The sequence below is a fragment of the Gimesia sp. genome (genome assembly GCF_040219335.1).
Classification (GTDB): Bacteria; Planctomycetota; Planctomycetia; order Planctomycetales; family Planctomycetaceae; genus Gimesia.
On the sequence record NZ_JAVJSQ010000019.1, the window covers coordinates 256,768 to 269,416 of the forward strand.

Annotated in this window: 9 protein-coding genes; 2 read left to right on the forward strand and 7 right to left on the reverse strand. The window is 50.0% G+C overall.

What is annotated here, in order from left to right; genetic code table 11:
* Positions 1-104: 104 nt before the first annotated feature.
* Both RID21_RS16160 and RID21_RS16165 read right to left on the reverse strand, forming a co-directional pair.
* Positions 105-1,046, reverse strand: coding sequence for a DUF6263 family protein (locus RID21_RS16160; protein ID WP_350190571.1), 942 nt, complete (start codon positions 1,044-1,046; stop codon positions 105-107).
* A gap of 120 nt (positions 1,047-1,166) precedes the next feature.
* Entirely contained in the window at positions 1,167-2,027 is an 861-nt protein-coding gene (locus tag RID21_RS16165) for an NAD(+)/NADH kinase (RefSeq protein WP_145184982.1), read from the reverse strand.
* Between the two features lie 208 nt (positions 2,028-2,235).
* Here RID21_RS16165 and RID21_RS16170 point away from each other — a divergent pair, with 208 nt between their 5' ends.
* On the forward strand, positions 2,236-2,889 hold the full coding sequence (locus tag RID21_RS16170) for a hypothetical protein (protein WP_350190573.1): 654 nt from the start codon (positions 2,236-2,238) through the stop codon (positions 2,887-2,889).
* A gap of 26 nt (positions 2,890-2,915) precedes the next feature.
* Positions 2,916-3,758, forward strand: a complete 843-nt coding sequence (locus RID21_RS16175; protein WP_350190575.1) for a sugar phosphate isomerase/epimerase family protein — start codon at positions 2,916-2,918, stop codon at positions 3,756-3,758.
* A 900-nt stretch (positions 3,759-4,658) separates the two neighbouring features.
* Here RID21_RS16175 and RID21_RS16180 read toward each other — a convergent pair.
* From RID21_RS16180 to RID21_RS16200, 5 genes are all read right to left on the reverse strand, one after another.
* On the reverse strand, positions 4,659-8,360 hold the full coding sequence (locus tag RID21_RS16180) for an AlbA family DNA-binding domain-containing protein (RefSeq protein ID WP_350190577.1): 3,702 nt from the start codon (positions 8,358-8,360) through the stop codon (positions 4,659-4,661).
* A gap of 223 nt (positions 8,361-8,583) precedes the next feature.
* On the reverse strand, positions 8,584-9,660 hold the full coding sequence (locus tag RID21_RS16185; protein ID WP_350190579.1) for a sulfite exporter TauE/SafE family protein: 1,077 nt from the start codon (positions 9,658-9,660) through the stop codon (positions 8,584-8,586).
* Positions 9,661-9,715: 55 nt separating this feature from the next.
* Positions 9,716-10,216: a MarR family winged helix-turn-helix transcriptional regulator gene (locus tag RID21_RS16190; protein ID WP_350190581.1), complete on the reverse strand. Its 501-nt coding sequence runs from the start codon at positions 10,214-10,216 to the stop codon at positions 9,716-9,718.
* 153 nt (positions 10,217-10,369) lie between these two features.
* Entirely contained in the window at positions 10,370-11,026 is a 657-nt protein-coding gene (locus tag RID21_RS16195; RefSeq protein WP_145185001.1) for a potassium channel family protein, read from the reverse strand.
* 47 nt (positions 11,027-11,073) lie between these two features.
* The gene (locus RID21_RS16200) at positions 11,074-12,447 is read right to left on the reverse strand and encodes a TrkH family potassium uptake protein (protein WP_350190583.1); all 1,374 of its coding nucleotides are present in this window, start codon (positions 12,445-12,447) and stop codon (positions 11,074-11,076) included.
* Between the last annotated feature and the right edge of the window lie 202 nt (positions 12,448-12,649).

Here is a 12,649-nt window from a genome sequence, read left to right on the forward strand (position 1 = left end):
AAGTGCTTGTCTCCCCTTAAAAAAAGTGAGACAAGCACTGACTTTTGAATGTTGTTGACAAATCGTCCGCTGGGCAGGCCGATATATCAGCTTGTGCTGATCAATTACTGGGCTTCGGTGGTCTGTTCTTTCTGAGCGACTTCGGTGGGATCGACCAGCGTTTCCAATCGAGTCGAGACCGCCCGCATCGCTCCTTTTCCGTCAAATACGCCTACCTGGGCTTTATCCAGTGAGACATCCTGGGAAATAATCACACCCCGGTTAATATCCAGCTTGATGGTTCCGGAAGGTGTTTTCTGAATCAGCTGCATGCTCAACTTCGGGTCGTTGAGCCGGGTCATGATTTTGGTTTTGAAGGTGATTACAGCCAGGCCATCTTCTACCGATTCCAGCGTAAAAGTACGCCGTACAGGCACTTTTTTACGCAGAGTCTTGCTGAGGGCCACTTCCACATCCAGTTCGTCTTCCCAGGTGCCCCTGACTTTGACCTCTTCTTCAGGCAACGGGATCAGGAAGCCCAGACGACGCGTTTTTTCCTGGTCCAGCTTGCCTGGCGCCTGGGCTTCTTCAAATTTCGCCCCTTCGCCATCGACTTTCAGTTCCTGGATGGAAATCACTTTACCCAGCGGTGAATAGACAATGCGTGATGGCTTGCTGATATTCGCCCGGATCGGTTTAAACTGTTCCAGATCTTTCTCGGGATTTTGTTCACTGTCGAATGTTGCGGGAGTCGCATCGTCGAACTGAACCTTCATTTTGACGCGGTCGATGCGGGTTTCCAGGGTCCCATTGCCTTCTTCATTCACGGAAATCACACGATAATGCTTTAACGTGTTCGAAGAGTTCGCGGAGGTCTGCGTATCCTGGTTGAGCTGAACCGTAATCTTGTTCTCGGTTTCAACCCGGTAATGGACAAACTCGTTCGGAGTGAATTTATAGCGGAGCGAATAGCTCTTCGCGTCTTCATCCGCAGCAGAGGTGACAGACAGTGGTGCTGAAAACTGGCTCAGCATGAGGGTCAGTAGACAGAACACAGTAGACCGCATCAGGGACTCCTTCCCGGAAAAGTTGGTGGTTTCTCCATAAACTGCGGTGAAAATAGCAGATCTGAATCTGCGTGGGGAGATCAATTTAGGACCGGAAGCGCAGTTTTTTCAGGTATTTAACTATTCTGCTCCATATTTCGGCTGGCCTCCCCAGCCCAGCTTGCGATTCAGACGCGTATAGTAGTTGAATCCCGGAATCCGGGCCAGTTTGAATGCCACCGGAGCCCGCTTCAGTTCCAGGCGGTCACCAGAGGCATAGGGAACCTTGATCTGCCCGTCAATCACCAGCATCGCTCCTTCCGGTGCATTCGGGGAAGACAGCGAGTACAGGGCGTTTGCATTGTCAACCAGTGGTCGGTTGGTTGGCGTATGTGGACAGATCGGAGTGATCACAAACGCCTGCAGGTCCTGTTTCAAAATCGGGCCACCTGCCGAAAGACTATGCGCGGTCGAACCCACGGGCGTACTGATGATCAGCCCGTCGCCACTGTAAGTCGTCACCAGCTCGTTATTCACCGTCAATTCGACATCGATCATCGACATCGCCCCGGCAGAACTGATTACCACCTCGTTGAGTCCCAGGTAGGTATTCACCGATCCGTCCGCCAGATAGTGCTTGCATTCGAACATCAGGTGCTCGACGATCCGATACTTGCGCTCCACGATCTGGGCAAAGTTCTTGCAGAACCCGTCCGGAGTCAGGTCTGCCAGAAATCCCAGCCGACCCAGGTTCACACCAATCATCGGCAGCTGATTCAGTCCCATCTGGCGACAGGCACGCAGGATCGCGCCGTCGCCCCCCAGTACTACCACCAGATCGGCTTCGGAATCATCGGGTGTAAAATCTTCGATCACGGAGACTGCTGAGACATAGACCGAAGACTGGGATTGCAGGTATGCATGGATCTGATCCCAGGCCGTCTGAATGTGTGCGCTTTGATCCCGCAGGAGGAACATCAAATTTAAAGGAGACTCAGACATAGTTTACTTTCGGCACAAATTCAGCGTTGGTTAAACTCAGCGAAGTGTCAGGCATTATACGCTCCTGACAGCTCGTATCCAATGTCACACCTCCCTTCCCGGGACAGGTTCCCCTAAATCCCCTTGTGGCAACTGTGAATCTTCCGGCCAATCCGCTACGATTGAGCATTCGAACCGAACAGAGACCGTTAGCAAAATTCAGAGTATCATGAACTACTTTGCCCATGGAATGCGATTCGTCGATCGCCCCTATTTCCTGGCAGGAACCGCCCTGCCCGACCTCCTCTCCGTGGTAGATCGACGCGTCCGTCTGCGGATGAAAAACGTCGCCCCGTTTGTCGAAGAGACTGACAGCATCCAGGCCGAACTCGCCTGTGGCATCAAGCAGCATCTCGACGACGACCACTGGTTTCACTCCACGCAGGGCTTCCTCGAAATCACCACCGATCTCTCGCTGCTGTTCCGCGAACTCTTTCAGAATGACGACTCCGCTCGCGTCGGCTTCCTCGGTCACATCACCACCGAACTTCTGCTCGATGCCGTCCTCATCGATCAGAACCCCGGACTGATCGACCGCTACTACGATGCGTTCCGGGAGATCGATCCCTTCGTGACACAACAGGCCACGAATCGCATGACAACCCGCGAAACCGATCAACTCAGGGCCTGGCTGGTGCTGTTCCATAAAGAAGCTTTCTTAAGAGATTACCCGGATCCACAAAGAATGCACTTACGCTTGAATCAGGTCATGAAACGGGTCAAACTACAACCGTTACCGGAAGGTACGATCTCAGTTCTCAAAACAGGTCGGGAAATCGTAGAAAAGCGTCTCGACGATTTATTGCCGCCTGAGCATTTTTAATCTCCAGTGATTGAAAGATAACAACAATGAAGTACGGCTTAAACATGCTGCTGTGGACCTCCGATGTGAATGAGTCCCATTTCGGACTGCTCGAGCAGATCAAAGGCTGGGGCTATGATGGCGTCGAGCTGCCTGTCTTTGAGGCGGATGAGAAAAAATTCGCTCAGGTCGGAAACAAACTGGAAGAACTCGGTCTGGGTCGCACCGCTGTCACTGTCTGCACGCCGGATGAGAACCCGATCTCCAGCGATCCCGCCATCCGCGAAGCTGGCCTGAATCGTCTTAAACGCATGATCGATATGTGTGCCGCCTCTGGAGCCACTCACCTCTGTGGCCCCATTCACTCCGCACTCGGCGAATTCTCCGGCTCTGGTCGCACCGCTGACGAATGGAAGTACGGCCAGGAAATCCTCGCCCAGGCCGCTGACCACGCCCAGGCCAACAACGTGATTCTGGTCTGTGAATACCTCAACCGCTTTGAATGCTACTTCCTCAATACGGCGGAAGACTGTTCTCAGTTCACCCGAGAAGTCAATCATCCGAACCTGAAGATGATGTACGACTCCTTCCATGCCAACATCGAAGAGAAAAGTATCACCGAAGCTGTCAAAGTCTGTGCCGATCAGATGGTCCACGTGCACATCTCCGAAAACGATCGCTCCACCCCCGGCGAGGGGGGCGTCAACTGGGACGAAACCTTCGCTGCGCTCAAAGAAATCAACTACGACGGCTGGTTCACCATCGAAGCCTTCGGTCTGGCCCTGCCCGACCTGGCCGCTGCCACCCGCATCTGGCGGAAGATGTTCCCCACCGAAGAGCATCTGGCAACCAAGGGCCTCGAATTCATGAAGACCCGCTGGGAAGGCTGAGCCCGCCCCGACAATATGCTCACAGAGAGTGGACCGTATCTCAGGTTCACTCTCTTTTTTGATGCGCTTCATCATTACCTCCCATTCCAGTTGTTTCCCTGTGGAAAATATCTCTACTTCCCCGTGTTTATCTGACTCGTTCAGTGCACAGGACTGCATAGACTGACCTTGATCCCCGCTTTCCGAATCGTAAAGTATTGCAATTGTGCTTCGCGCGCGAGGCGGACGATGCGTGCACTGAAAAACCGGAACATGCGACTCATCAGCACCTGAATCACCGTCGATTTTCACCCCTTCTACACCGGAACATCCGCCACCGGTTCCCGTTGTCTCGTCAAATTTCAAATCATTTCGGAGCATATTCAAACCAACTCGCGGCACACTCACTGCACATTCAGCAGGTCTGAAAGTCATTTCAAAAGTCAAAACCCCTTGACCTCCCCATGCCCTTCCACAAAATACGAAGCAATGCAAAACAACAACTCAAATCATTAGAAATTCGATCTACGAATCTGCCAGCAGCATCCCACACAAATCATCGGGTAACCCCGAATGCAATTCGGGGCGAGCAACGCGAGCAGGAAACGGTCAGGAGAAACCTGCCGTCCAGAAAACCACCGCGCAGCAAGGTGCCATGACAGCAACAATGAATCGTAAGCAGCGGCGCGAGCTACACCAGATAAAAACCAGGCAGCACTGAACTGTCACGAGTCTCCTGTAAGTGAATACTGATAAAGCGAGCGAAATCTTGCCCTGGAGGACCCGTAAAAACAGTAATAAATGCAGCAAAGTGAGATGAACTTCAGATCATGAACAAAAAGAAATGACCATTTATTTCGGAGGGAGATGAGAATTGTGGGGATATAACCTTACAGTCATTCTGGTTGTTAGTAACGGATGTTAAATTTGGTCTTTTACTGACCAAGCTCGTAAACCATCGTAACTAAATCCTATGAAACATGTTATACGTCGGTTTTCAGATTCACCTTTGTAGTGCCCAGATCGAGCGGGAACGAAAAAAGCTCTCAATCCTGAATCTATTTCTAATTCTCCAGACTCTGGCCCTTGGATGCGTCGTATGATTCCATTTACTCGTTCTAGTTTAGAAGGGTCAGTCCAAAACTGTTTATCGCTATCCCAATCACCCAGAGAATCCTGATGTATTAGACGTTTGAGCCCATCCCCAATACCTAGCCACTCAAAACTTTTTGAGCGATTCCGTCGATAACGCGAGCGAATACTACATTCCTCAAGACATTTAAGAGCGTTATCTTTGGCTAAGGATGACCCTTCAATTGCTTTTAGGCTATAGGCAACAAAGAGATAGAAAACAGGTTCTAGCGTGTCACTGTTTGCTCTCCAATATGCAAGCTTTTCTATTACAGTATCCAGGCTTGGAGGATGAAGACTCATTCTGATTGCTTGTAACCACAGCCGCAGGTTGCGTTCGTTATTTGGCTCTTCGTCAAGGTTATCGTTCAGAAGTTTTAAGGATCTTTCTATCTCACTATTTTTTAATGATGTCCATTTTCTGTCACCACGCGAGAGGTAAGCCCAAATGATTTGTCGACGTATTGGTGGACTATACACGTCTTGTCTTGTGAGCATTGAATCCCATCTCTGAAGAGCTGTGCTGTGGTCCCCATAAATAAAAGAAAGATCTGCTCTACATTTTTCTTCAAAGCGGCTCGGCTTTTCGCCTTCTCTGTTTTGCCTTACTTGTAGTAAGAGATCCTCAATGTATTCTACTCTTTCCCTGACCCATTTCGGCGTAGATGGATTAGTTGCGGCAATGATGGGCTTACTTTTCTGTGTTTCTCCACAATAGTCAAGGATTTTTAGACACATTTGTACGTCGCTTATATAGCCGTGTTCATCGTCTGGTTCGAGATCTCTAGCTTGCAAAAATGAATTTGCGGCATTTGCAGCATGATCAACAACATCTTCAATAGGTTTTTTTTCAGAAATTAGTTGGTAGACATATGCTCGAATTACCATCCCCTTCATATGATGTAGAATATGATCGTTTGGCTGTAAGGAGATCGCATGTTCTACGGATTCAAGGGCAGAATTGTGCTCTTTGAGAACAGTACTTAGAAAACGCCCGAGATGAGCCCAGAAATGAGCTTCTTCCGGAAAAGACTGGGTTAAGTATTTTAATACTTCAAGTCTTCCCTCTGGAGATGGTATTTTTTCTAATGACTCGGAGAAGTACACAGTCCCAGCGCGCTCAGATCCGAGTATTTCTGAATTATCTCTAAATACAAAGACTTGCCTGACAATATCTAATGATTCATCCGAGACTAGCGGATTAGTTCCCCTACAGAAGTCGATGAATTGAATAGACCATTTTGATAAATATTGCCCCCAAGCTTCTTGGTCTGCGTTGTTGGGAGTAAAAATCTGTCGCATACATTCTTCAGCGACTAAAGGGTGGACAGTCCTCCAATAGTTGGGTTTTACCTCAACTAGAAGCTCTAAGGTTGACGATGGGAATAGACTATTCATTTTGATGGGGCGGTTGGATGGGACGCCAAATTCTTCGGCGAAGAATAGTATCGGTATAGCTCTTTGTCCAAAAAAATGTGCAAGAGCCATGTAGCATATACATTTTTTTTGATTTTCTGATAAAGCTTCAATTCTGATGGATATATAATCAGAAAGTCGTACAAAATTGCGTCCAAAGGCTACCAGGGCTAAGTAGAAAGGGGTAACAGTTTCTGGTGTGGCTTCTTGAATTACATGCCGTAACTCAGTTCCTCTAGAAGGTTCTTCTCTTTCTAGAAAATGCACAAATTTGTCAGCTTCTGATGGCGAGAGTTCACTCTCAAGATAGAGTGCTCTTTTTTGCTCTTTTGGTTTTCCAAATCGGCGGGTTACTTGCAAGAGAACTATAGGCAGGTGATTGGCTGCTATTGCTTCGTAAAGAGCATCTGCTTCACGGTCAGATATTGCGCCGGCGTCTACAACTAGTAGCATTGCTTTGTTGGTTAATGACCCAATGTATTTTAGTCTTTCAGAAGTCTCATTAGGAGTAGTTCGTAACAATTGCATACATGGATATTCTGTGTGAAGATCCCACATAATCCGTCTTGCAATTGTAGTACCACCAGCACCAGGAGCATGGTAGAGGTTGATTCTGATTGATCCTCGACTTCCTAGGTCTGAGCGAACAGTACGAATCACTTTATTTGTTAGGTCTCTAGTAACGTCATAATTTAATCCGATTTCATACCATGAGATTTCATTACCTCTTAAAAACTCAGCACCTGTTTCGTGAACACCTTGTGAGCGTTGTCCTTCAGCTAGGTGTAGGATTTGAAGCTCCTCAGAGAGCCAGGCAAGCTTATTGTTTGGTATTGGGATGGGAGCGCCAGACGAAGAAGGTAATGAAACCTCTACACTTGAGGTGTTGTCTGGCTTACTCATTAAATGTTTAATTCCAAAACATAATTGTGATGTAGGAATAATAAAATTAGAAAAATGAAAATTGTCTGCGATGGCTTGTAATTGGGAAGAAGGAGACTCAAGTATCATTGCTCCATTGAGTGATTCACCAAATGTAGCACTGATGTTAGTCATGATTGAATTCAGAGATTCTGTTGGTTTATTTGAATCCCATAAAACTAAGATAGAAATTGGCCGCGAAGTAGCGACGCGAGCCAATGAATGAAAAAAATGTTGGAGATCAAAGCCATACATTTTGTTCCATTCATAAAATTTTTCAGATGCAGGAATTGTTTCTGATCTTCCAGATATACCATTAGCACAATACCAGTAAGTTCCATTTTCTATGTTTATAGATGGAGTATCGCCCTTAGTCACAAGATGAACAGACCTACGGCTGTTTATTACTGGTTGGACAAGTGATAGAAGCCCCGAAGAATCAGTTTCATTGTCAAAGTCGATTACGAAAGCCCAGTCGATGAGGCCTAACGCTTTTGGCAACTCGTCTAGCTTATCTTTTAGTTTAGTTACTATTAGACCATAGTAATACTTGGGGCTAAAATCTCCCATTTCGTCTATGAGATCATCCCAATGTGCTCCCTCTGGTATAGCTTTGCTAGGTTGTTCGTTACTAAACCATGAAAATATGAGTTTTTGGTCATCAGCAGTAGCAATATCATTCATCGAATTTCGACGAAAGTAAATCTGATGTTGACGTAAAGTTTGATGTTGGTAGCTCGGTAAATCTTTTGAGGGTAGACAAGGTCCAATATTTTTATCTGGTGGAATTATTATTAGACCTATCTGTTTACCACAGTACTCATAGGGTAGATAGTAAAATCGTGGTATGGGATGGATCCAATCCGTAAACTTACTCTGAAGTTCAGCATCATCTATGTGAGATGATATTCCAGTGATTTCATAGGAATTGTCCAGTTTTTTATTTACTCCAAGGATGATGTAAGAATTCTCATCTCGAGGAGTGTTGTACATTGAAATGATATCTTTAACAAACTCAGCCCTTTTACGTTTTTGATCTTTTGTATCTGAAGCTGTGAAGTCATATTGAGCCTGTTTGAAGTCAATTGTATTGCCTTCCATACGAGAGAGAAGCTCTTCTACTTTGTTGTTGTCAAGTTGCAAATTATCACTCATAGAACTGTTTTTCTCGCTCATCATTTTAAAGAACGGGAATATGTGGTTAGAGGTTTCCGAATGAAATTGAAGGGGTTTTACGTAGGGTTAGATCATTTTTACATGATATCGATACAAGGTGTACATGTCATGTAAATATGAACCAAAATACCGACAAATTCTGCTCGTTTTGTTGCGTAGTATTTGAGCGTCAAATTTAATTTGATGTCGATTTCCAACCAGTTCACTCCACCCGCTCATCCCCCACCAGTTCCACTGGCGGCAATCCCGCAGCCAGGCCCGGACGATCCAGGGGCGCCTCCCCGCGACCGCACCGGTACAGAACATGAAACAGGGCATTCATCGCCAGCACGCTCCCCAGTGCCGCCAGCAGGGCCACTCCGGTCACCCGTTCATGCATGATCGTCCACGCGAACTGCACGATACACAGCAGCGACACCAGTAGCAGCGTCGGCGTGCGGGAAATCAGGTTCACCACCAGTGCACCAAAGGGCGCTCCCAGGGCGACAATCGGAGCCGCGGCCAGCCAGTTGGCATACACTTCCGGATCCATGTGATACAGACCGGGGTCGAACCGTGACAGCAGCAGGTTCGAAAAGATACCCAGAACCGACGTAAACGCCATGAGCAGCACCGAGGTCGGAATCGCCACCTTCAGATCGGCCCGGTACAGCAGCACCAGCGTCGCATAGACCATCATGTCAATCCCCACGCCGGTAATCGAAGCCACGATGCCGCCTGTAAGACCGACGGCCAGCCCTAGTTGCGTATCGTAGCGCCGCCAGCGGTCACTGACTCCCTCGGCGGCCACCAGTTCTTTGAGCTTCACCAGGTGCATGATACCGAAACTGCACCAGACCACCGCGAACGTCAGCTTGACCCACAGGTCCGGAACAAAAGGGGCGATCAGAGCAGCACCCAGTGGTGTTCCCACCAGGGCACCCGCCAGCGCCGGCTTTAGCAATCCCCAGTCGAGCGGGCGTCTAGCCGAGAGAATATAAATGCTGGCCGAAACCATCCCTACCGACTGGACAGCCAGACCAAAGTTCCGTCCCAGGGAACCGGGCATATCAAAAAACAGGACCAGTACCGGAAAACCGACCGTGCCGCCCCCCATCGGGGTCGAACCGGCGATATAAGAACCCAGTGCCATCGATACGGCGATCGGCCAGTGAGCACGCAGCGTATCCCAGCCATCAGTCAGCAGAACCACCGTCAGCCAGACTGCATAAAACAGGACCAGCCACAAACAGAACGGCCACAGTGGGCGTAACGGAGAAGCGGAACTCTGACCTTTCATCTGGCTGTCTCATCAAAACTTGATCTGGCTGGCAGGCCCCAGCCGGCAGGTAATACTACAGCGAATCCAGCCAGTCACAACTGGCATCCTCATGCGGCGCACGTGCTTTCTGAAGCAGCCGAATCAGCCGTTGCTGTTCGCTGTCACTCAAATGCCCCAGCTGTTGCCCGTGCATCTGCACCACCGCTTTCTCCATTCGTTTGAGCAGGGTCTGCCCCTCCTCCGTAATGGTCACCTCCACCACGCGGCGGTTTTCGGGTAACCGACTCCGTTGCACCAGGCCCCGTTTCTCAAGGCGGTCCAGCATGCGGGTGGTATCCGGACAGCGGGAAATCAGCCGGCGGCCCAGCTCCATGGTCTGTACCGTTTCGGGGGCTGCCATCTGTAACAGCCGCAAAACGTTGTACTGTTGCGGAGAAAGTTCAAATTGGACAAACAGCGACTCTTCCAGCACCTTCAGGCAGTCATACGTCCGCCAGAGCTGCAGGAAGACCTCTTGTTCCGGTGAGTCAAAGCTCACACGCTGCGATTCGGTTTGGCTGGCTCGTGGATTCATAATCTCAATTAATGCGCGTTTCAACAATAGTTGTCAAGACAAATGTTGTCGCGACAGGGTTTCCGGGGGGCTCTCAGGAGGCAGCCGTACCTGCGCACAACGATCGCTACGTGGTTTCCGGTATTCCGACCCATCAGGGGAATAGGCCACGGATCAGGAAATATTAGCGATCTGATCCAGAATCTTGTCTTCGCCGGCGACCAGCAGCGTATCCGTGTCATTCAACAGCTTGTCCGGGTCGGGCGAGGCGATGATCTTATCCGTCAGAATATCGTGGACGGCGACGATGGTAATATCGTATTCCTGCCGCAGTTTCAGCTCGCGGATCGATTTCCCCATCCAGTCGTTGGGCACACCCATCTCCTGCAGGCTGAAGCCTTTCCCCAGTTTGACGTAGTTCAGAAGTGCGGAACCGGTCATGCGGGTTGCCAGGCTGATCGCGGAATCACGTTCGGGAAAGACGATATCGGTCACGCCGATGCGGTCCATCACGCGGGCATGATCATTCGACACAACTTTGACATAAATGTCCTTGATTTTCAGATCGTGCAGCGCCATCGTGGCCAGGATGCTGGCGGTGATGTCATCTCCGGTCGACACGATCGCCGCGTCCGCCTCTTTGGCACTGATGCGCACCAGCGTATCGAAGTCGGTTCCGTCGCCGACCACGGCATGCGAAATCAGCGACGCCAGCCGGTCGACCAGCGTTTCATTGAGATCGATGGCGATCACGTCGTGTCCCCCTTCATAGAGGGTGCGTGCCACGGAGAATCCGAAGTTACCCAGTCCGATGACCACAAAACGTTTCATGGCAATGCCCTGCTCTTTATATTCAGTTCACAATTAAGATACGATCACTAACCCACGATGACATCTTCGTAGGCCAGTCGGAATTTACTGCGATGTGCCAGGCGCACAATCAACGCGGATGCGATCACCAGAGGCCCGGTCCGCCCCGCAAACATCAAAAATATCAGCACCCACCGCGAAGGTAACGACAGCGAATCGGTCAGGCCCATCGAAAGCCCCACGGTATTAAACGCACTGATCGTTTCAAACAGCCGCACCAGGAACCGCTGCTCGTATCCATGGAAATCTCCAATCGACGACATCAGGAAGACTCCCGTCACGACCACCGATGTGGAGATCACAAATAAGCCGGTGCCCCGCTGAATGGTTTCATCCGGAATCGAGCGGCTGGCGAAAGTGGTCGTGGTCTGCGAACGCAGTTTGGACCAGGCCAGCAGTCCCAGCAGCGCGAAGGTGGTCGTTTTCAACCCACCGGCCGTCGAACTGGGGGAGCCGCCGATCATCATCAGGATCATCGTCAACAGGTTTGTACTATCGGTCGCCTGCTCGTAGTCGATCGAGTTGAACCCCGCTGTCCGGGGTGTGACGCTCAAAAACAGCGAGTTAGTCAGCTTATCTGTCAGAGACATCTCAGCCAGCAGATCGTTCCATTCAAAGCCGGCAAACAACAGCCAGCCGCCGAGGATCAGAATGAAGGAGGTCCACAACACCAGCTGACTGTGCACGGACAGGCGCTTGATCCGGGGCAGCGACTGCTGACGTTGGGCAAACCGCAGGTTCAGTTCCTGCATCGTTACGAAGCCGAGCCCACCCAGCATGATCAGGACCGAAATCACCAGCAGTGTCCCGGGAGAATCCTGATAGTTCATCAGCGAATTGCTGTTCGTCGAGAAGCCCGCATTACAGAAGGCACTCACGGAATGGAACACTGCAGGCCAGGCAGCCCCCTTCCAGCCCAGGCGGGGCACCCACAAACAATACAGAAAGAATGCTCCGGCAGCTTCAATCAGAAAAGTAAATTTCAGAATGTTAGTGATCAGCAGCCGCGCCGAAACCTGCGGGATCAGTTTGCGGGAATCCGCAGTCACGGATTCCAGGTTCAGCGAGATTTTTCGCCCCAGTGCAGTGATGATCACACTGGTCAGAATCAGCATCCCCAGACCACCCAGCTGAATCAGCAGCAGGATCAGCGCCTGGCCCCGCAGAGTGAAGTACGTAGCCGTATCGACGACAATCAGTCCGGTCACACAGACGGCACTGGTGGACGTAAAGATCGCATCGGTCCAGTTCAGGGGCTCTCCCTGGTAGATGCCCGGCAGGAATTTCAGCCCGAGGGATCCCAGGATGATGAGTGCGATGAAGGAACTGAGAAAGAGTTCCGCGGGGGCCAGCCACCGATTGGGAGTCAGCGCGTGACGCACGCCTGGCCCTTGATACCGAGAGACTGAAGAACCGTCCGGCCGGGTTGATTTTTTTGTGATCACTGTCGATACACCCGAGGGGTGTCCTGGACTTTCGCAGCAGATAAACTCAAAGTTGATTGCACATGCTGTTTTTCACACTCTCTGAGCACTTGTTGAAAAACATTCCATCTATTGTCCGTTTCCCGCATGCTTTCGCAAA

Bases quoted from the DNA above. Each gene is read 5' to 3' on its own strand.
- RID21_RS16185 (WP_350190579.1), bottom strand. From the start codon at position 9,660: ATGAAAGGTCAGAGTTCCGCTTCTCCGTTACGCCCACTGTGGCCGTTC.
- RID21_RS16175 (WP_350190575.1), top strand. From the start codon at position 2,916: ATGAAGTACGGCTTAAACATGCTGCTGTGGACCTCCGATGTGAATGAG.
- RID21_RS16195 (WP_145185001.1), bottom strand. From the start codon at position 11,026: ATGAAACGTTTTGTGGTCATCGGACTGGGTAACTTCGGATTCTCCGTG.
- RID21_RS16190 (WP_350190581.1), bottom strand. From the start codon at position 10,216: ATGAATCCACGAGCCAGCCAAACCGAATCGCAGCGTGTGAGCTTTGAC.
- RID21_RS16165 (WP_145184982.1), bottom strand. From the start codon at position 2,027: ATGTCTGAGTCTCCTTTAAATTTGATGTTCCTCCTGCGGGATCAAAGC.
- RID21_RS16170 (WP_350190573.1), top strand. From the start codon at position 2,236: ATGAACTACTTTGCCCATGGAATGCGATTCGTCGATCGCCCCTATTTC.
- RID21_RS16180 (WP_350190577.1), bottom strand. From the start codon at position 8,360: ATGAGTGATAATTTGCAACTTGACAACAACAAAGTAGAAGAGCTTCTC.
- RID21_RS16160 (WP_350190571.1), bottom strand. From the start codon at position 1,046: ATGCGGTCTACTGTGTTCTGTCTACTGACCCTCATGCTGAGCCAGTTT.